This window comes from Shinella sp. GW821-FHT10F02 (assembly GCF_058809275.1).
On record NZ_JBXASL010000005.1, the window covers coordinates 385,350 to 403,796 of the forward strand.

At 65.4% G+C, this 18,447-nt stretch carries 18 protein-coding genes; 7 read left to right on the top strand and 11 right to left on the bottom strand.

Features of this window, described 5'->3' with window-relative positions; genetic code table 11:
- Positions 1 to 3: 3 nt before the first annotated feature.
- The 3 genes from AC1RWL_RS17995 (at position 4) to ubiG (ending at position 3,477) form a co-directional block, all read left to right on the top strand.
- On the top strand, positions 4 to 1,503 hold the full coding sequence (locus AC1RWL_RS17995; protein WP_493095401.1) for an aldehyde dehydrogenase: 1,500 nt from the start codon (positions 4 to 6) through the stop codon (positions 1,501 to 1,503).
- Positions 1,504 to 1,524: 21 nt separating this feature from the next.
- Positions 1,525 to 2,649: a mandelate racemase/muconate lactonizing enzyme family protein gene (locus AC1RWL_RS18000; RefSeq protein WP_493095400.1), complete on the top strand. Its 1,125-nt coding sequence runs from the start codon at positions 1,525 to 1,527 to the stop codon at positions 2,647 to 2,649.
- Positions 2,650 to 2,727: 78 nt separating this feature from the next.
- On the top strand, positions 2,728 to 3,477 hold the full coding sequence (ubiG, locus tag AC1RWL_RS18005; protein ID WP_493095399.1) for a bifunctional 2-polyprenyl-6-hydroxyphenol methylase/3-demethylubiquinol 3-O-methyltransferase UbiG: 750 nt from the start codon (positions 2,728 to 2,730) through the stop codon (positions 3,475 to 3,477).
- Here the strand turns inward: ubiG and AC1RWL_RS18010 are convergent, their stop codons facing one another.
- From AC1RWL_RS18010 to AC1RWL_RS18025, 4 genes are read right to left on the bottom strand one after another with little or no spacing between them, the layout of a single operon-like run.
- A complete protein-coding gene (locus AC1RWL_RS18010; protein WP_435268245.1) occupies positions 3,478 to 3,906 on the bottom strand; it encodes a DUF1178 family protein in 429 nt (142 codons plus the stop codon).
- Entirely contained in the window at positions 3,903 to 4,760 is an 858-nt protein-coding gene (locus AC1RWL_RS18015) for a carbon-nitrogen hydrolase family protein (protein WP_493095398.1), read from the bottom strand. The genes AC1RWL_RS18010 and AC1RWL_RS18015 overlap by 4 nt, the downstream gene beginning before the upstream one ends.
- A 10-nt stretch (positions 4,761 to 4,770) precedes the next feature.
- Entirely contained in the window at positions 4,771 to 5,028 is a 258-nt protein-coding gene (grxC, locus tag AC1RWL_RS18020; protein WP_256119393.1) for a glutaredoxin 3, read from the bottom strand.
- A 35-nt stretch (positions 5,029 to 5,063) separates the two neighbouring features.
- Positions 5,064 to 5,855 carry a ComF family protein gene (locus AC1RWL_RS18025; RefSeq protein ID WP_493095622.1) on the bottom strand — a complete coding sequence of 264 codons (792 nt, stop codon included), beginning with the start codon at positions 5,853 to 5,855 and terminating at the stop codon, positions 5,064 to 5,066.
- Positions 5,856 to 5,916: 61 nt separating this feature from the next.
- Between AC1RWL_RS18025 and AC1RWL_RS18030 the strand changes: the two genes are divergently transcribed.
- Positions 5,917 to 6,786 carry a methyltransferase domain-containing protein gene (locus AC1RWL_RS18030; RefSeq protein WP_493095397.1) on the top strand — a complete coding sequence of 290 codons (870 nt, stop codon included), beginning with the start codon at positions 5,917 to 5,919 and terminating at the stop codon, positions 6,784 to 6,786.
- Between the two features lie 6 nt (positions 6,787 to 6,792).
- On the opposite strand, the gene AC1RWL_RS18035 is transcribed toward AC1RWL_RS18030, so the two are convergent.
- The 6 genes from AC1RWL_RS18035 to AC1RWL_RS18060 form a co-directional block, all read right to left on the bottom strand.
- The gene (locus tag AC1RWL_RS18035) at positions 6,793 to 6,975 is read right to left on the bottom strand and encodes a Flp family type IVb pilin (protein ID WP_435268242.1); all 183 of its coding nucleotides are present in this window, start codon (positions 6,973 to 6,975) and stop codon (positions 6,793 to 6,795) included.
- Positions 6,976 to 6,998: 23 nt separating this feature from the next.
- The gene (locus AC1RWL_RS18040; RefSeq protein WP_256119390.1) at positions 6,999 to 7,316 is read right to left on the bottom strand and encodes a hypothetical protein; all 318 of its coding nucleotides are present in this window, start codon (positions 7,314 to 7,316) and stop codon (positions 6,999 to 7,001) included.
- Between the two features lie 127 nt (positions 7,317 to 7,443).
- On the bottom strand, positions 7,444 to 7,866 hold the full coding sequence (mutT, locus tag AC1RWL_RS18045; protein WP_435268241.1) for an 8-oxo-dGTP diphosphatase MutT: 423 nt from the start codon (positions 7,864 to 7,866) through the stop codon (positions 7,444 to 7,446).
- Positions 7,863 to 8,645, bottom strand: a complete 783-nt coding sequence (locus AC1RWL_RS18050; protein WP_492648809.1) for a GNAT family N-acetyltransferase — start codon at positions 8,643 to 8,645, stop codon at positions 7,863 to 7,865. The genes mutT and AC1RWL_RS18050 overlap by 4 nt, the downstream gene beginning before the upstream one ends.
- A gap of 12 nt (positions 8,646 to 8,657) precedes the next feature.
- The gene (gene argJ / locus AC1RWL_RS18055; RefSeq protein WP_493095396.1) at positions 8,658 to 9,890 is read right to left on the bottom strand and encodes a bifunctional glutamate N-acetyltransferase/amino-acid acetyltransferase ArgJ; all 1,233 of its coding nucleotides are present in this window, start codon (positions 9,888 to 9,890) and stop codon (positions 8,658 to 8,660) included.
- Between the two features lie 56 nt (positions 9,891 to 9,946).
- Entirely contained in the window at positions 9,947 to 10,846 is a 900-nt protein-coding gene (locus tag AC1RWL_RS18060; protein ID WP_493095621.1) for a peptidylprolyl isomerase, read from the bottom strand.
- Between the two features lie 237 nt (positions 10,847 to 11,083).
- On the opposite strand from AC1RWL_RS18060, the gene secA reads away from it, so the two are divergent.
- From secA to AC1RWL_RS18075, 3 genes are all read left to right on the top strand, one after another.
- Positions 11,084 to 13,810, top strand: a complete 2,727-nt coding sequence (gene secA / locus AC1RWL_RS18065) for a preprotein translocase subunit SecA (RefSeq protein WP_256119386.1) — start codon at positions 11,084 to 11,086, stop codon at positions 13,808 to 13,810.
- 268 nt (positions 13,811 to 14,078) lie between these two features.
- The gene (locus tag AC1RWL_RS18070; protein WP_493095395.1) at positions 14,079 to 15,506 is read left to right on the top strand and encodes a lipopolysaccharide biosynthesis protein; all 1,428 of its coding nucleotides are present in this window, start codon (positions 14,079 to 14,081) and stop codon (positions 15,504 to 15,506) included.
- Positions 15,496 to 16,767, top strand: a complete 1,272-nt coding sequence (locus AC1RWL_RS18075; RefSeq protein ID WP_256119384.1) for a GNAT family N-acetyltransferase — start codon at positions 15,496 to 15,498, stop codon at positions 16,765 to 16,767. The genes AC1RWL_RS18070 and AC1RWL_RS18075 overlap by 11 nt, the downstream gene beginning before the upstream one ends.
- Here the strand turns inward: AC1RWL_RS18075 and AC1RWL_RS18080 are convergent.
- Positions 16,764 to 18,407, bottom strand: a complete 1,644-nt coding sequence (locus AC1RWL_RS18080; RefSeq protein WP_493095394.1) for an AMP-binding protein — start codon at positions 18,405 to 18,407, stop codon at positions 16,764 to 16,766. The genes AC1RWL_RS18075 and AC1RWL_RS18080 overlap by 4 nt on opposite strands.
- Positions 18,408 to 18,447: the final 40 nt, after the last annotated feature.

An 18,447-nucleotide genomic window follows, 5' to 3' on the forward strand; every position in this document is an offset into this window, starting at 1 on the left:
GATATGACCGAACAGTTCAGCCGCGCCTATTGGGAAGACCGCCTTGCCGGCCTTTCGCTGGAGCGCGGGCATTTCATCGAGGGCAAGGTGCAGCCCGCCGCTTCCGGCAAGACCTTCACCCGCACGCGTCCCATGGATGGCCAGCCGGGTGCCGTCCTGGCGCGCGGTGACGTGGCGGATGTCGATCTTGCGGTGGCTTCCGCCCGCAAGGCCTTTGCGAGCGCGGTGTGGCGCGGCAAGGAGCCGATCGAGAAGAAGAAGATCATGCTGCGCTGGGCGGAGCTGATCCGTGCGCATGGCGAGGAACTGGCGCTGCTGGAGACGCTCGATGTCGGCAAGCCGGTGCAGGCCTCGCTCGGCGTCGATGTGCGGCTCTGCGCCGAGGGTATCCAGTATTACGGAGAGATGGTCGACAAGCTCTACGACGAGATCGCGCCGACGGGACCGAAGGCCCGCGCGTTGGTGCGCAAGGTGCCGCTCGGCGTCATCGCGGCGATCACGCCGTGGAACTATCCGATGATCATCGACGCCTGGAAGCTCGGGCCGGCGATTGCGGCCGGCAATTCCGTCGTGCTGAAGCCGGCGGAACAGTCGTCGCTCTCGGCGCTGCGGCTGGCGGAACTGGCGACCGAGGCGGGCCTGCCCGCCGGCGTGTTCAATGTCGTCACCGGCTTTGGCGAGGAAGTCGGCAAGCCGCTGGCGCTGCACAGGGATGTCGACATGGTGGCCTTCACCGGCTCGACGGAGGTCGGCAAGCTGATCATGGGCTATGCGGCGCAGTCGAACCTCAAGCGCGTGGCGCTGGAGCTTGGCGGCAAGTCGCCACTCGTCGTGTTCGAGGATGCCGATCTCGATGCGGCGGCGAGTGCCGCCGCCTGGGGCTGCTTCTACAATTCCGGCGAGACCTGCCATGCCGCCACCCGCCTCGTCGTGCAGCGCTCGGTGCAGGACACGCTGATCGAGAAGATCGAGGCCGTTGTAAAACGCGAGATCGCGCTGGCGCATCCCTTCGAGCCTTCGGCGCAGATCGGTGCGCTGATCGAGGCGGAGCATATGGACAAGGTGCTGGGCCTGATCGCCATGGGTGAAAAGGACGGCGGGCGCCGGGCTTTCGGGGCAGAGCGGGTGCTTTCGGAGACGGGGGGCTATTATGTCTCGCCGGGGGTCATCACCGATGTGACGAACGATATGCGCATCGCCCGGCAGGAGATTTTTGGGCCGGTGCTGGCGGCGATTGCCTTCGACACGGAGGAGGAGGCGCTCGCGATCGCCAACGATACGATCTACGGGTTGGCTGGCGCGGTCTTCACCCGCGACATGGACCGGGCGCACCGCTTCTCCGAGGCGATCCATGCCGGGACAGTCTGGATCAACACCTATGACATGTCGAATTTCGCCACACCCTTCGGCGGCTTCAAGCAATCCGGCTTCGGCCGCGACCGCTCGGTGCACGCGATCGACAAATATTGCGATTACAAGACGATCTGGCAGCAGTTCGGCTAAAGTTTTGAAGGGGAGGGGCGCATGAGCAAGATCGTTTCCATCGGGATCAGCCATCACCGGCTGCCGCTCGATCCGCCGTTCAAGGCAAGCTGGGACGGCCGGCCGCGCCGGCATTTCGACGCGACGATCGTGCGCGTGACGGATGACGAGGGCCGCGAGGGTATCGGCTCCGGCGACCTGATGAAGGGGTTCGAGGGCCACGAGGACCTGTTCATCGGTCAGGACCCGCGCCATCTCGAACGGCACTATGAGGTGCTGTCGCATATCAACTTCCACTACGGCCGCTGCTGGCCGCTCGATCTCGCGCTCTGGGACCTTGCCGGCAAGGTGACGGGCGAGCCGGTCTGGCGCATGCTTGGCGGCCGGGCGGATCGTGTCCGGCTCTACGCCTCCTCCGGCGTGCTGCGCGAGCCTGCCGCCATGGCGGACCAGGCGGAGCGCTATATCGAAGAGGGTTTTCCGGCGATGAAGGTGCGCTTCTCGTCGTCTGCCGGCGGCCGCAATGGCTGGCGCGACGACGTGAAGGCGCTGGAGGCGATCCGCGCGCGTGTCGGCGACCGGCTGGAGCTGATGGTCGATTGCAACCAGGGTTGGCGCATGCCCTGGGACACGACGCTGCCCTGGACCTTCAAGGATGCGCTGGTCGTGGCGCGCGAGCTGGAACGGCTCGGCATCTACTGGATGGAGGAGCCGCTGCACCGCTCCGACCGCAAGGGCATGAAGGCGCTCAAGGAGGCGACCGACATCCGCATCGCCGGCGGCGAGATGACGCGCGAGCTCTACGAGTTCCGCGACATCATCGAGGAGCGCGCTTTCGACGTCATCCAGCCGGACGTGGCGCTGGTCGGCGGCATTACCGGCTGCAGGCGGCTCGCCTTCCAGGCGCGCGAGGCAGGCGTCACCTTCACACCGCACTCCTGGACGAACGGCATCGGCGTGCTCGCCAATGCGCATCTGACGGCGGGTGCGGGGGACGCGCCCTTCCTCGAATATCCCTATGACACGCCGGAATGGAGCGAGGCGCGCCGCGACTATCCGCTCGCAACGCCGCTGCGCCACGAGAACGGCTGGCTGCTCCTGGGAGAGGCGCCGGGCCTCGGCATCGTGCTCGACGAAGAGAGGCTCAAGGCGACGCGGCTTCCCTGAGCCGCTTCACTTCGCCCCCTTGACATATGCCCCGTGGAGGCCGACTTCACGGGGATACGGACGCGAAGGAGACGAGCCATGAGCGAGGCAGCCCGCACGACGATCGACCAGGCGGAAGTCGACCGGTTTTCGGCGATGGCCGCGGAGTGGTGGGATCCGAACGGCAAATTCCGGCCGCTGCACAAGTTCAATCCCGTCCGCCTCACCTATATCCGCGATATCGTCTCCGCCCAGTTCGGCCGCGACCCGAAGGCGCATCGTCCGCTCGAAGGCCTGCGCGTCCTCGACATCGGCTGCGGCGGCGGCTTGCTCTCCGAGCCGATGGCGCGCATGGGGGCGGAGGTGCTCGGCGCGGATGCCTCGGAAAAGAATATCGGCATCGCCAAGGCGCATGCGGCCGGCAGCGGCGTTCCGGTCGATTACCGTGCCGTAACGGCCGAAGCGCTGGCGGAAGCCGGCGAGACCTTCGACGTTGTGCTCAACATGGAAGTGGTCGAGCATGTCTCCGACGTCGAGTTCTTCCTCACCACCTGCGCCTCGATGGTGCGCCCCGGTGGCATGATGTTCGTCGCCACGATCAACCGCACGATGAAGGCGGCGGCGCTCGCGATCTTCGCCGCGGAAAACGTGCTGCGCTGGCTGCCGCGCGGCACGCATCAATATGAAAAGCTGGTGCGCCCGGAAGAGATCGAGAAGCCGCTCAATGCATCCGGGCTGACGGTAACGGACCGCACCGGCGTGTTCTTCAACCCGCTGACCAACCAGTGGAACCTGTCGAAGGACATGGACGTGAACTACATGATGGTGGCGCGGCGCGCGTCCGCCTGATCAGTTCGTTTCGTCGGGCAGGACGGGAAGCGGCGCCACTTCGACGCCCTCTTCCAGCAGGTCGCGCACCTCTTCGGCGGAAGCCCGGCCGATCAGGCCGCGCTGTTCGGTCTCGCCGTAGTGGATTTTCCGCGCTTCCTCGGGGAAGCGCTCGCCGACATCTTCCGAATTGGCTCGGATGGCGGTGACGATCTCGCGGAGCTTGCCCATCATCTCCTTCTGCCCGGCCTGCACGACGAGCTCCTGGCGGCGCTCCTTCTTGCGGGCGGTGGAGACGGAGGGCGCCATCAGGCGCTTGGCGACATGCGCCGAGCCGCAGGTCGGACAGGAGACGAGCGCCATCTTCTGCTGGCGGTCGAAATCGTCCGCCGAGCCGAACCACCCTTCGAAGGTGTGCCCGTTGTCACAGGAAAGCTCGTAGCGGATCAAGCGGCAACGCCTCCCTTCGCGGGTTCGCCTGCCACTTCGAGCGTGAAGGCGCGACCATTGCGCAGGTTGGGAATCTTCTGGTGCGCGGATTTGACGGCGGCGGGGTCGACTTCCGCGACCACGATAGCCTCCCCCGTGCCACCGGCAGAGGCGAGCACGCGGCCCCAGGGGTCGATGATCATCGAATGGCCGAAGGTCTCGCGGCCGTCCTCATGCACGCCCGCCTGGGCGGCGGCGATGATGTAGACGCCGTTCTCGATGGCGCGGGCGCGCAGCAGCGTCTCCCAATGCGCTTCGCCCGTCTGGCGGGTGAAGGCGGCGGGGACGGAGATGATTTCCGCGCCGGCCTGCGCCTGGACCTTGAAGAGTTCCGGAAAACGCACGTCATAGCAGATGGTGAAGCCGAGCTTGGCGAAGGGCAGGTCCGCCATGCGGGCGACGGCGCCCGGCGAATAGACCGCGCTTTCGCGCCAACTCTCGCCATTGTCGAGGTCGACGTCGAACATGTGGATCTTGTCGTAGGTGCAGACCTGCGCGCCGTCCGGGCCGAAGAGGAAGCCGCGATTGGCGACCTTGCCGTCAGCAAGCGCAATGGCCGTCGAGCCGACATGCACATGGATGCCCAGTTCTTTTGCAAGCTCTGCTGCGGCGGCGACCACGAGGTCGTCGGCTTCGGAGCGCAGGATCGCCCTAAGCCCCGCGCGATCGCGCTGGAGGGCTCCGGTCATTTCCGGGGTCTGGACATAGACGGCGCCCTTGGCGGCCGCCTCGCGCACGAGGCGCCGCATGGTCTCCACGTTGCGGACGGGGTCGGTCCCGGAGCACATCTGGAGGGCGGCGATCGTGACGGTCATGGGTGTCTCCTCAGGCCGCCAGCAGGGCGTCGAGTTCGCCGGCACGCTCCAGCGCCTGCAGGTCATCACAGCCGCCGACATGGCGCTCGTTGATGAAGATCTGCGGGAAGGTGGTGCGGCCGTTGGCGCGCTTGATCATCTCCTGGCGCACATCCGGCGCATAGGTCGCGTCATGCTCTTCGAAGCTCACGCCCTTGGTCTCGAGAAGTTTCTTGGCGGCGCTGCAATAGCCGCAGAATTGACGCGTATAAATAACGACCGAAGCCATGCTTACCTGCTCCAAGACTTGGAAATTCGTCCTTTTCATATAGGTCCGGGAAGTGCCCTTGCAAAGGTCAAAACGGTAATGTCGGTGACACCGGCGCGCTTCAGCGTGCGGGTGACGGCGGCGACGGTGGCGCCGGTCGTGTAGACATCGTCGACCAGCACGACGCGCCGGCCGAACAGCGCCTCGCGGCCGGCCGGCGTCACGGTGAAGGCGCCGCGCACGTTTTCCTCGCGCGCCCGGGGGCCGAGGCCGATCTGGCGGCGGGTGCGTTTCGTGCGGCGCACGGCGTCGATCAGCACGGGTTTTTCCGAAAGCCGGCCGAGCGCGCGGGCGAGTTCCGCCGCCTGGTTGAACTTGCGCCAGATCAGGCGGAAGCGGTGCAGCGGAACGGGCAGGATGACGTCTGCCGCCTGCACCGTGCCGTCGCCGGCGCGCAGCATCCATTGCGCCATCATGGGGGCCAGATCCGTGCGGTCGCGATATTTCAGCGAATGCACGAGCACGCGGGCGAGGTCGTCATAGAGCGCCACGGAGCGCAACCGGTCGAAGGGCGGCGGCGTGGCGATGGCGTCGGCGCTGAGAATGCCGGGGCCGAGATCGTGGGTGAACGGCGTGCCGAGCACTTCGCAATAGGGACGCTCGATGAAGCCGAGTTTCGACCAGCATTGCGGGCAGAGGCTGGCGCGGCTGCCGAGAAGCCTGTCGCAGCCGGGGCAGGCCGGCGGGTAGACGATGTCGAGGGCGGCACGGCCAAGGCCGCGCAGCCGGCGGGTAATACCCTGCCGGAGCGGGATTGCCGGCAATGCCTCGGCCTCGATTTCGCCCATGCGGTTGACAATAGTCGGTCTTACCGGCCAAAGCGACATGAATTCCGAACGGGATCTTGCCATGGAAACGCTCTTCGACCACGCCCTAATCGACACCAACCGGCTGCGGGCGCTCCGCGGCACACCGGCGGATTTCCTGCTCGACGTGGTGGCGCGGGAACTTGCGGAGCGCCTCAGCGTCATCGATCGCCGCTTCGAGCGCGCGGTCGAGCTGCACGGCCATACCGGTGCCACCGCGCGGGCGATCACGGAGACGGGCAAGGTGGACGCCATCGAGCGGATAGAGAGCGATGCGCGGTTTGCTGCACCCGGCGAAACGCTGACGGTGGCGCCGCTCGAAACGGTGCCGCTGGAACAGCAATCGGTGAACCTTATCGTCTCGCCGCTTTCGCTGCACCTCACCAATGACACGCCGGGCGTCTTCGTGCAGATCCGCCGGGCGCTGAAGCCGGACGGGCTGTTCCTCGCGGCAATCCCCGGCAGCGGCACATTGCAGGAGCTGCGCGAGGTGCTGCTGGCGGCGGAAAGCGAGATTTCGGGCGGGGCGAGCCCGCGGGTCATTCCCTTCCCGGATGTGCGGGATGTCGGTGCGCTGCTCCAGCGCGGCGGCTTCGCGCTGCCGGTGACGGACAAGGAGGCCTATACGGTACGCTACGATTCGATCTTTCCGCTGATGCGGGATCTGCGGGCGATGGGCATGGCCAATCCGCTTTCCGGCCGCAGCCGCCGGCCGCTGACACGCGGCATGCTGCTGCGCGCGGCGGAGCTTTATGCGGAGCGTTTTTCCGATCCGGACGGGCGCATCCGCGCGACCTTTTCCGTCATCTATGTTTCGGGCTGGGCACCGCATGAAAGCCAGCAGAAGCCGCTGAAGCCGGGTTCGGCGACGATGCGGCTTGCCGATGCGCTGAAGCAGGGCGGCGGGAGCTGATCCGGCTTATTGCTTGCCAGCGGAATCGATGCTGTTGCTGACCGCGCCGAATGTGTTCTGGAGGCCGTTCTGGAAGCTCTCCAAGCCGAGCAGCAGGCCGATCGAGATCAGCGCCAGCAACAGGCCGTATTCGACGGCGGTGCCGCCGTCGCGATCGGAGCAGAATGATTTCAGCAGTCTCAGCACCATTCCCACCCCCGTGTTTGTCCGGTTCAGCAGCCGTTGCCCTGGCCATTGCCATTGACGATGCAGACGGCGCCCGGCATTTCCTGAAGCACGCTGCGGCGCACGGTATAGCGCTTGCCGCCTTCCGACGGGATCGATCCCGTCGAGATCATATCGAATTCGTCCGGCACGTTTGCCATCATGCGCTTGTCGGTCTTCGCCGACAGCACGGGGGTAAGGACCAGCGCAAGCGCTATGACGGCCGTGCCGAACAGCAGAGCAAGGTTCAACGCACCGGTCCGGGTATCTCCGGCCGGCGTGTAGTCCTTCTCCTGAACGGCTTTCCAGAAGTCTTCGTCACGCATCTCTGAGTCTCGTAGGCATTCATTGCAACGTTAAGCTCAATCTTTGAACGACGGTGCTAAACGATTGCTTAACGAGACGCGAAAAATGCAGGGTAAATTCCTGCCGAACCCCTCAAAGCCAAACTTCTCAAAGAAGGTCCATCAGGAAGGGGATGAGCGGTTCGTCGGCCGGCGGCATCGGATAATCGCGCAGCGCCTTCGCGCGCACCCACTTGATCGCCTGTCCCTCGCGGCCATGGGCCGTGCCCTCGAAGCGGCGGCAGATGTAAAGCGGCATCAGCAGGTGGAAGTCGTCATAGGTGTGGCTGGCGAAGGTCAGCGGCGCAAGGCAGGCCACTTTCGTCTGGATGCCGAGTTCCTCGTCGAGCTCGCGGATCAGCGTCTCCTCGGGCGTCTCGCCCGGCTCGACCTTGCCGCCGGGAAACTCCCAGAGGCCGGCAAGCGATTTGCCCTCCGGCCGCTGTGCCAGAAGGATGCGGCCATCGGCATCGACCAGCGCGCAGGCGGCAACGAGCAGGATGCGGCGGGGTTTTGCGATGGTCTCGGTCATGCCGCTTGCGGCCCCCGGTAGCTGTACTGGTAGACGTCATGGAAGCCGGTGCGGCGGTAGAGCGCGATTGCCGCCGCATTGTCGGCCTCGACCTGCACCCAGGCGTGGCGCGCGCCCTTGAGCTTCGCCCAGCGCAGGCTCGCATGCAGGATAGCCGTGCCGGTGCCCTGGCCGCGTCGTTCTTCCGCCACGCCAAGCTGGAGGATGCCGACGAGATCGTTGTCGTGCACGGCGATCGTCACCGCCGTCGGGCCGAAATCGGGCTCCTCGAAGATGAAGAGGCCGGTTTCCGGCTTGATGGCGTTGATGATCTCGGTGAGGCCGGGTTTCAGCGCCGGGTCGTCGCCGGCCACGCGGATGCGGGCATCGACGAAACGGCCGACGTCGCGGCTCGGCAGGTGGTCGAGGCCTTCGTCGCGGATCAGGGTGGCGAGGTCTGCCATCATGACGATGGTGCGGCCGTCCTCCACCCAGCCGGCCTCGTCCATGAAGGCGACGAGTTTCGGCGGGGTCAGCGGCGTCTGGCGCACCAGCAGCGGGCGGCCGTAATCGGCAAAGCGTTTTGCCGCCTTCTGCAGGCGGATGTCGATGTCGCGCGTGTCCGACGGATCGAGCGGGTTCACCGAATTCAGCCGGCGCGAGGGGTGGCCGGCGGTCAGCCGGCAAAGCCAGCTGCCGTCATAGATGACGGAGGCCGCGGGCCAGGCGCGAAACCCGACGGCTTCCAGCCGCCGGACTTTGGGGAGATCGCTTGTCGTCGCTTGTCCGGAAGGGGTCACGCGGTCCGGGCCTCAGCTACGATAGTCGCCGTTGATCTCGACATATTCCTTGGTGAGGTCGCAGGTCCAGACCGTCGCCTTGCCATTGCCGAGGCCGATCTCGACGCGCACCGGAATATCCTGCTTCTCCATGACGGCGGTGGTCGCCTCTTCCGAATAGGCGGGGTCGCGTTCGCCATCGACGGCGACGCGCACGTCGCCGAACCAGATGGCGAGGCGGTCGCGGTCGGCCATCTCGCCGGACTTGCCGACGGCCATGACGATGCGGCCCCAGTTGGCGTCTTCGCCGGCAACCGCGGTCTTGACCAGCGGCGAATTGGCGATCGACAGCGCGATGCGCTTGGCGGCGTCGTCGTTCTCGGCGCCTTCGACGGTGACTTCCACCATCTTGCGCGCACCTTCGCCGTCGCGCACGACCTGGAGGGCCAGATCACGCAGGAGGTCGTTGAGGGCGGCGCGGAAACCGTCGAGCGTTGCGTCGTCCGCCGTCACCGGCGCCTGGCCTTCGGCCGCACCGGTCGCAAAAAGCATCAGCGTGTCCGACGTCGAGGTGTCGCTGTCGACCGTGACGGAATTGAAGGTCGGGCCGACGCCGGCCGAGAGCAGCGATTGCAGCACCGGGGACGGGATATTCGCGTCGGTGACGACGAAGGAGAGCATGGTCGCCATGTCGGGCGCGATCATGCCGGCGCCCTTGGCGATGCCGTTGATGCGGACCGTGACGCCGCCGAGGGCCGCCGTGCGGGTCGCGACCTTCGGATAGGTATCCGTCGTCATGATCGCTTTGGCGGCTTCGAACCAGAAATCTTCCGTGGCGGAGGTCCCGAGGCTGTCGAGCACGCCGGAGAATTTCGTGGCGTCGAGCGGTTCGCCGATGACGCCGGTCGAGGCGAGGAAGACTTCGCTTTCGCTGCAACCGATGGCCTTGGCGGCGGCTTCCGCCGTCATTTTGGTCGATTCGCGGCCCTTGCGGCCGGTGAAGGCGTTCGCATTGCCGGAATTGACCACCACGGCGCGGGCAACGCCGCCCGGCAGATTGGCGCGGCAAAAATCGACGGGCGCCGAAGGGCATTTGGAGCGGGTGAAGACGCCTGCGACCGCTGCGGGGCGGTCGAAGATCATCATCAGCACGTCGGTGCGGTTCTTGTACTTGATCCCGGCGGCGGCGGTCGCCATGCGAACACCGCCGACCGGCGGCATTTCGGCATAGGTTTTCGGGGCGAGCGGGGAGATGGAACCGGACATGCTGTTTTCCTGCCTCAAGAAGAGGCCCGGCGAAAAAAGCCGGGCCATTGTCGATCTTACTGCTGGCCTTCGGTTGCCGGCGCTGCTTCGCCTTCGCCTGCTGCCTCCGGCTTGTTGACCGCGTCATAGGCGGTCTTCAGTGCCGGGTCCTGGATGTCGACGGGGGCCGCGGCCTTCGCCTTTTCCAGAAGTGCCAGATACTTGTCGCGCATGACGAGCTGACGAACCTGGGCTTCGACCTGGTCGAGCGCCGGGGGCTGCTGCTGGCGCTTGTCCTCGATCTTGATGACGTGGAAGCCGAACTGGGTCTTTACCGGGACCTTGGAATAGGCGCCCTTGTCCAGTGCGAAGGCGGCCGTTTCGAATTCCGGAACCATGCGTCCCTTGGCGAAATAGCCGAGGTCGCCGCCTTCGGATTTATTCGGGTCGGTCGACTTCGCCTTGGCAATCTCGACGAAATCCTTGCCGGCATCGAGTTCGGCGATCACGGCCTTGGCCTCGTCCTCGGTCTTGACGAGGATGTGGCGGGCGCGGATCTCGTCTTCCGGCGTAATCGCGGCGACTTCCTTGTCGTAGCGCGCCTTCACCTCTTCCGGGGTGACGGCATCGACGACGTGCTTCTTGAAATAGGCGTTGTGCAATTCGCGGTCGGTGAGGAAAGCGAGGCGCTGCTTGAAGTCGGCGTCGTTCTGGAGGCCTTCCTTGTCGGCGTCTGCCGCCAGCAGCTTCACGTCGATGATGGAGGAGAGGGCTGCGACGCGCTTCTGCTCGTCCGGCAGGTTGGCGAGCTGCGGGTCGAGGCCGGCGATCGCGAGCTTCAGCTCCGATTCGTGGATCTCGAGCGCGCCGACCTTGGCGACGACCGGATCGGCCGCCGCATCCTGTGCGCGGACGCTGGTGCTTGCGGCGGCAATCGCGATAAGGGCGACTGCTGCGAGCTTGCTGTACTTGAACATTTCGAAGAGACCTTTCACATCCTCGCCGGAATCGGGCCGATATCCGGTGCCAGTCGGCTCAACACCACCAGAATGTGGCAGTTGTGCAACCGCCTGAGCCGTTGACATCATTCGACCCCCCTCTTATCTGTCACGCAATCCCGCGTCCAGAACAGTTTCCGGGCGTCTCAAGGCTTTGCGCGCAAATATCGTGCGACCTGTCACGCGCCGGGCGCCCATGAAGAAAGGACCATCCTGATGGTCAGCCTCGGCGGCATAGCCCGCAAGTTGTTCGGTTCCTCGAACGATCGCCGCATCCGCTCCTACAAGCCCCGCGTTGACGCCATCAATGCGCTCGAACCGGAGATGAAGGCGCTCTCCGACGAGGCGCTGCGGGCAAAGACCGTGGAATTCCGCGAGCAGCTTGCCGCGGGCAAGACGCTCGACGACCTCCTGGTGCCGGCCTTCGCGGTCGCCCGCGAGGCCGCGTTGCGCGTCCTGGGGCTGCGCCCCTTCGACGTCCAGCTCGTCGGCGGCATGATCCTGCATGAAAAATCGATCGCCGAAATGAAGACCGGTGAAGGCAAGACGCTGGTGGCGACGCTGCCCGTCTACCTCAACGCGCTCGCCGGCAAGGGCGTGCATGTCGTCACCGTCAACGACTACCTCGCCACGCGCGACAGCGCGATGATGGGCAAGATCTACGGCTTCCTGGGCCTTTCGACCGGCGTCATCATGCACGGCCTCGACGACGACCAGCGCCGCGCCGCCTATGGCAGCGATATTACCTACGCCACCAACAACGAACTCGGCTTCGACTATCTGCGCGACAACATGAAGTACGAGCGCAGCCAGATGGTGCAGCGCGGCCACTTCTTCGCGATCGTCGACGAAGTCGACTCGATCCTCGTCGACGAAGCGCGCACGCCGCTGATCATCTCCGGCCCGCTCGACGACCGCTCCGACCTCTACACGACGATCGACGCCTTCATCCCGATGCTGGACGAGGCGGACTACGAAATCGACGAGAAGCAGCGCTCCGCCAACTTCTCCGAAGTCGGCACGGAAAAGCTCGAAAACCTGCTGCGCCAGGCCGGGCTTCTCAAGGGCGAATCGCTCTATGACGTCGAGAACGTCGCGATCGTCCACCACATCAACAACGCGCTGAAGGCCCACAAGCTCTTCACCCGCGACAAGGATTACATCGTCCGCAACGACGAGATCGTCATCATCGACGAATTCACCGGCCGCATGATGCCGGGCCGCCGTTATTCGGAAGGCCAGCACCAGGCGCTTGAAGCCAAGGAAAAGGTGACGATCCAGCCGGAAAACCAGACGCTGGCCTCGATCACCTTCCAGAATTATTTCCGCATGTATTCCAAGCTCGGCGGCATGACGGGTACGGCTTCGACGGAAGCCGAGGAATTCGGCAACATCTACGGCCTCGACGTCGTGGAAGTGCCGACCAACCTGCCGATCAAGCGCCTCGACGAGGACGACGAGGTCTACCGGACCGTCGAGGAGAAGTACAAGGCGATCATCCAGGAGATCAAGGATGCGCGCGAAAAGGGTCAGCCGGTCCTCGTCGGCACGACCTCGATCGAGAAGTCGGAATATCTTGCCGAACGGCTCAAGATGGCCGGCTTCCAGGATTTCCAGGTGCTGAACGCCCGTTATCACGAGCAGGAAGCCTATATCGTCAGCCAAGCCGGCGTTCCCGGCGCCGTGACGATCGCTACCAACATGGCCGGCCGCGGCACGGACATCCAGCTCGGCGGCAACCTCGAAATGCGCCTGGAGCGGGATCTCGCCGAAATGGAGCCGGGTCCGGAGCGCGATGCCAAGCGCGAGGCGATCATCGCCGAGGTGAAGAAGCTGAAAGAGCAGGCGCTTGCCGGCGGCGGCCTCTACGTGCTTGCCACCGAACGCCACGAAAGCCGCCGCATCGACAACCAGCTGCGCGGCCGTTCCGGCCGTCAGGGCGACCCGGGCCGCTCGAAGTTCTTCCTCTCGCTTCAGGACGACCTGATGCGCATCTTCGGCTCCGAGCGCATGGATTCCATGCTGCAGAAGCTTGGTCTCAAGGAGGGCGAGGCGATCGTCCATCCCTGGATCAACAAGGCTCTGGAGCGGGCGCAGAAGAAGGTCGAGGCGCGCAACTTCGACATCCGCAAGAACCTGCTGAAATATGACGACGTGCTGAACGACCAGCGCAAGGTGATCTTTGAGCAGCGCATCGAGCTGATGGACAGCGAAAGCCTGTCGGACATCGTCGCCGACATGCGCCACGAAGTGGTGGAAAACCTCGTCCGCCTGAACATTCCGGAAAACGCTTATGCGGAGCAGTGGAACGTCGCGGGCCTGAAGGCCGGCGTGCTCGAACAGCTTAATCTCGACCTGCCGATCGACGCCTGGGCGGCCGAGGAAGGCATCGACGAGAAGGACATCCTGGAGCGGCTGAAGACGACCGTCGACGAGGCCGCGCAGGCCCGCGCCGACCGTTTTGGCCCGGAAATCATGACCTATGTCGAGCGCTCGGTGCTGCTCCAGACGCTGGACCTCCTGTGGCGCGAGCACATCGTCAACCTCGACCACCTGCGTTCCGTCATCGGCTTCCGCGGTTATGCCCAGCGCGATCCGTTGCAGGAATACAAGGCGGAAGCCTTCGAACTCTTCCAGGCGCTGCTTGCGAACCTGCGCCAGACGGTGACCGCGCAGCTGATGCGCGTCGAGCTGGTGCGCCAGGCTGCCGACGGACCGGCACCGGCCCTTCCGGAAATGGAAGGCCACCACATTGACGGCACGACCGGCGAGGACGATTTCGGCGAGGGCAATGGCGGTGGCTTCATGGCCGTTGCCGTCGCACCGGAAAACCGCGACCCGAACGATCCGGCGACCTGGGGCCGCGTTTCGCGTAACGAGGCCTGCCCGTGCGGCTCGGGCAAGAAATACAAGCATTGCCACGGCGCCTTCGAACAGGCCTGATGAACCCAGAAAATGCCGCCTCCGGGCGGCATTTTGCTGACAGGTTTCCCCCCACCCGCGACGTCATCCTCGGCCCTGAGCCGAGGATCCAACGGCGTGCTCGTAGCGTGGATGGTCGGGTCAGGCCCGACCATGACGGGGAGAGGTTGGCGGCATTTTCTTTTCCTCGCCGGGCGGCTCTTCACGCCCCGACCCAACCGTTTGTTAACCCTGATCTGACAAGACTGGCCTTTGTATAGTCTCGCGTAGCGTTCGGGTTCCTGTGTTGATGGCGGTCATTCAGTCGGCGGAAAAGTTGCTGCCATCCGGCCTGCGCGGCAAGGCGGAGCCGCTCGTGCGCGCGCTTGCCGCCACGCTCGCCAGCGACGATCCCCGCAATCTCGCCCAGCGCATGGCGTTGATCGCCTTCGCCATCCGCGTCGTAAGCGCGGCCATCGCCTTCATTTCGCAGATCATTCTCGCCCGCGTGATGGGCGAGTTCGAATATGGCATCTTCGTCTTCGTCTGGGCGCTCGTCGTCATTTTCGGCGATCTCTCCTGTCTCGGAATCCACACGACGATCGTGCGCTTCCTGCCGGGTTATGCGGGGCGCAGCGCGCATGCGGAAATCCGCGGCCTGACCTCGACTGCGCGCATCTTCGCCATGCTGGCATCCTCGGGGCTGGCCGCCGTCGGCCTCCTCTGCCTTTGGCTCTTCCACGAATCCTTTGCCGGCTACTATCTCGTGCCGCTCTTCATCGGCCTGTTCTGCATGCCGATGATCGCGCTCGGCGATGTGCTCGAAAGCACGGCGCGCGCGCATAGCTGGGCGGTCGTGGCTTTGAGCCCGACCTATATCGTGCGCCCGCTGCTGATCCTCGTCTTCATGATGCTCGCCATCTCGCTGGACGCGCCGCATACGGCGCTGACGGCGATCGTCGCAGCCCTTGCCGCCACCTACCTCACCACGGTCGTGCAGTTCTTCAACATCGTGCGCCGGCTGGGAAAACGCTATGTCGCGGGGCCGCGCAAGATCGAGTTCTCGCTGTGGATTAAGGCGGCGCTGCCGATCTTCCTGATCGAGGGTTTCGGCTTCATGCTGACCAATTCCGACGTGCTCGTCGTCGGCCTGTTCCTCGATCCGGAAAGCGTCGCCATCTATTTTGCCGCCGCCAAGACGATGGCGCTGGTGCATTTCGTGTTCTTCTCGGTAAAGGCGGCCGCGGCGCCGCGTTTTTCCGCGATGTTTTCCGCCGGTGACCGCGTGGCGCTCGCGCGTTTTGCCGGCGAGACCGTGCGCTGGAGCTTCTGGCCGTCGCTCGTCGTCGGCGGCAGCGTGCTGCTGGTCGGGCATTTCCTGCTGTCGCTGTTCGGCCCGGCCTTCACGGCGGGCTACAGCCTGATGTTCATCCTGTTCGTCGGCATCCTCGCCAAGGCGCTCGTCGGCCCGGGCGAGGTGCTGCTCACCATGTCCGGCGAACAGAAGCTTTGCGTCGCCGTCTATGCGGTGGCGCTCACCGCGAACATCGCCTTCAACGTCACGCTCATTCCGCTTTACGGCCTGACGGGTGCTGCGATCGCCACCACCAGCGCCATGATCGTCGAGGCGGTGCTGCTGCACCTGGCGGTGCGCACGAAACTCTCCATCATTCTCTTCGCCTTCGCCAATCCGGTGAAGGCGAGCCTCGTCAACGGGATGGACCGCCATGACCGATAGCCACGGCTTCGACCACGCCATTGCGGCCGGACGTGCCCAGGCCGCCATCCCGCCGGCCCCGCCGATGGCGCAGCCGCCGGCGGACAAACGCGTCGCCGTCGGCCGCCCGGGCCGTTCGCTGGCACTCTATCCCGCGACCGCCGGCTACGAGTTGCAGCAGGAGCTCGATTTCCTGTCGAACCGCGTCATGGAACCGAACGTCTTCTTCACCGGCCGGTTTCTCGCACCCGCCATGCCGCGCCTCGAAGACCGCACGGTGCGCCTCTCGGTCATCCGCGACGAGAGCAACGGGCGCAGCCGCATGCGCTTCCTGATGCCCTTCTCGGTCGAAAAGCCCGGCTTCTCCATCGGCTCCAGCATTCTTCGCGCCTGGTCCAATCCTTTCGGGCCGCTCGGCACGCCGCTCGTCGATGCGGAGGAGGCGGCCGAAACGCTCGACAACCTGCTCGACGCGCTCGGCAGCGCGGGCACCGGCCTGCCGCCGATCCTCGTCCTGCCGGACCTGCGCCTCAACGGCGCCTTCGCGCAGCTGATGCGCGCCGTGGCGATCGGTCGCAACCTGCCGGTCACGGTCACCGATACCTATCGCCGGCCGATGCTGGAAAGCCTGCTCGACGGCCAGACCTATTTGCAGAAGGCGATCTCGCCCGAGCATTTTCGCGAGTTGCGCCGGCAATGGCGCAAGCTCGACCAGCAGGGCGCGCTCAGCTACAACGTCGCCCGCCAGCCCGCCGACATAAGGCTGCGCATGGAGGAGTTCCTATTGCTGGAGGCGGCCGGCTGGAAGGGCCGCGGCCGCACGGCGATGATCAACGACCGCTACCGCGCGGCCTTCGCCCGCGAGGCGATCACCAACCTTGCCGAAACCGACGGCGTGCGCATCCACACGCTCGACCTCGACGGCCGCGCCATCGCCTCGATGATCGTCTTCATGACGGGCGGCGAGGCCTATACGTGGAAGACGGCCTATGACGAAGAGTTTTCCAAATATTCGCCGGGCAAGCTGCTGGTGGCCGAACTCACCGAATGGCATCTCGACGACGCCAATATCGCGCGTTCGGATTCCTGCGCGGTGCCGGACCATCCGGTGATGAGCCGGTTCTGGGAAGAGCGCGAGGACATGGGCACGCTCGTCGTCGGCCTGCAACAGAACCGCGACCGCGACGTGCGCCAGGTCGCAGCCCAGCTCCACCTCTACCGCAACACGCGCAACGTGGCGCGGCTGCTGCGCGACAAGATCCGTTCGCTGGCTAAGCGTTAAGCGGCGAATGAGGCCTCGTCTGCGGCGCGCTTGCGCAGCAGGTGGCGGATGACTTTTCCCGAGGTCGTCAGCGGCAGACTGTCGACGAACTCCACCTCGCGCGGATATTCGTGCATGGAGAGCCGCGATTTCACCCATTCGCGGATATCGGCGGCAAGCGCCTCCGAGGGTGTCTGGCCCGGACGCAGCACGACATAGGCCTTGACGATCTCGGTGCGCAGCTCGTCCGGTTTGCCGACGGCGGCGGCGAGTTGCACCGCCGGGTGGCCGGCAAGGCAGTCCTCGATCTCGCTCGGCCCGATGCGGTAGCCCGACGAGGTGATGACGTCGTCGTCGCGGCCGAAGAAGGTGACGTAGCCCTCTGCGTCCATGCGGCCGAGATCGCCGGTCGTCATCCAGTCGCCGACGAATTTTTCCGCCGTCGCCTTGTCGTTCCGCCAATAGCCGAGGAACATCACCGGGTCGGGCCGCTTCACCGCGACCTGGCCGACGGTGCCGCGCGGCACTTCCCGGCCGTCCGCATCGATGATCGCCACGACATGGCCTGGCACCGGCTTGCCGATCGGCCCCGGGCGCGAGACGCCGAGCTTGCCGATCGAGCCGAGCACGATGTTGCACTCGGTCTGGCCGTAGAATTCGTTGATCGTGATGCCGAGCGTGTCGCGCACCCATTCCCAGGTCTCGCGGCCGAGCGATTCGCCGGCCGAGCCGATGGTGCGGAGATTCAGCCGGTATTTTTCGCGCGGATTGGCGACCGATTTCATCAATCTCAGCGCCGTCGGCGGGATGAAGGCGTTGCGCACGTCCATGTCCTGCATGATGCGGTAGGCCATGTCAGGATCAAATTTCTGGCCGGGCGAGGAGACGACCGGCACGCCGAGCAGCAGCGCCGGCATGAGCACGTTGAGAAGCCCGCCGGCCCAGGCCCAGTCGGACGGCGTCCAGATGCGGTCTCCCGGCTGCGGCAGGAATTCATGGTGCATCTGGAAGCCCGGCACATGGCCGAGCAGAACGCGATGGCCGTGCAGCGCGCCCTTCGGCGGACCGGTCGTGCCCGACGTGTAGATCATCATCGCCGGATCGTCCGGCCCGCTGTCGACGGCCTCGAAGGGGCCGGCATGCCGGGCGGCGAGGTCGTGGAAGGACTTTTCCGCGGGATCGGCGACCGGGTCGGTGGTCACCACCAGCTCCAGCGTCGGAAGCGCCTCGCGGATCGGCCGCAGGCGCTCGGCGCCAAACCGGTTGGTGACGATCGCCTTGGCTTCTGCATTATGCAGCCGGAAGAGCAGGGCATCCGCACCGAAAAGCAGCGCCAGCGGCAACGCGATGGCGCCGAGCTTGTAGATCGCGACATGGGCGATGACCGTCTCGAAACCCTGCGGCAGCAGGATGCCGACGCGGTCGCCTTTTTTTACCCCTTCAGCGGCAAGCGCAGCCGCAAAGGCATCCGAGCGGGCGGCGAGTTTGCCATAGGTCAGCGCCAGCGGCGGGGCGTCGGGCAGGAAATGCTGGAGGCAGACGCGGTCGGGCTCACGCGCCGCCCAGGCGTCGGAGACCGCGGTGCCGATGTTGAACCGTTCCGGGATCTTCCAGCGAAAATCCCGGTACAGCGCGTCATAGGTCGGTCTCTCGTCGAGCATCCGGCGGCACTCCAGTTTGCTGCATTGCACCTAGCATTCC

Excerpts from the sequence above, each read along its gene's own strand:
- AC1RWL_RS17995 (WP_493095401.1), top strand. The coding sequence starts at position 4 with ATGACCGAACAGTTCAGCCGCGCCTATTGGGAAGACCGCCTTGCCGGC.
- AC1RWL_RS18015 (WP_493095398.1), bottom strand. The coding sequence starts at position 4,760 with ATGACCGTCACGATCGCCGCCCTCCAGATGTGCTCCGGGACCGACCCC.
- grxC (WP_256119393.1), bottom strand. The coding sequence starts at position 5,028 with ATGGCTTCGGTCGTTATTTATACGCGTCAATTCTGCGGCTATTGCAGC.
- AC1RWL_RS18000 (WP_493095400.1), top strand. The coding sequence starts at position 1,525 with ATGAGCAAGATCGTTTCCATCGGGATCAGCCATCACCGGCTGCCGCTC.
- mutT (WP_435268241.1), bottom strand. The coding sequence starts at position 7,866 with ATGACCGAGACCATCGCAAAACCCCGCCGCATCCTGCTCGTTGCCGCC.
- AC1RWL_RS18080 (WP_493095394.1), bottom strand. The coding sequence starts at position 18,407 with ATGCTCGACGAGAGACCGACCTATGACGCGCTGTACCGGGATTTTCGC.
- AC1RWL_RS18030 (WP_493095397.1), top strand. The coding sequence starts at position 5,917 with ATGGAAACGCTCTTCGACCACGCCCTAATCGACACCAACCGGCTGCGG.
- secA (WP_256119386.1), top strand. The coding sequence starts at position 11,084 with ATGGTCAGCCTCGGCGGCATAGCCCGCAAGTTGTTCGGTTCCTCGAAC.
- AC1RWL_RS18060 (WP_493095621.1), bottom strand. The coding sequence starts at position 10,846 with ATGTTCAAGTACAGCAAGCTCGCAGCAGTCGCCCTTATCGCGATTGCC.
- argJ (WP_493095396.1), bottom strand. The coding sequence starts at position 9,890 with ATGTCCGGTTCCATCTCCCCGCTCGCCCCGAAAACCTATGCCGAAATG.
- AC1RWL_RS18040 (WP_256119390.1), bottom strand. The coding sequence starts at position 7,316 with ATGCGTGACGAAGACTTCTGGAAAGCCGTTCAGGAGAAGGACTACACG.
- ubiG (WP_493095399.1), top strand. The coding sequence starts at position 2,728 with ATGAGCGAGGCAGCCCGCACGACGATCGACCAGGCGGAAGTCGACCGG.
- AC1RWL_RS18025 (WP_493095622.1), bottom strand. The coding sequence starts at position 5,855 with ATGGGCGAAATCGAGGCCGAGGCATTGCCGGCAATCCCGCTCCGGCAG.
- AC1RWL_RS18035 (WP_435268242.1), bottom strand. The coding sequence starts at position 6,975 with ATGGTGCTGAGACTGCTGAAATCATTCTGCTCCGATCGCGACGGCGGC.
- AC1RWL_RS18070 (WP_493095395.1), top strand. The coding sequence starts at position 14,079 with ATGGCGGTCATTCAGTCGGCGGAAAAGTTGCTGCCATCCGGCCTGCGC.
- AC1RWL_RS18075 (WP_256119384.1), top strand. The coding sequence starts at position 15,496 with ATGACCGATAGCCACGGCTTCGACCACGCCATTGCGGCCGGACGTGCC.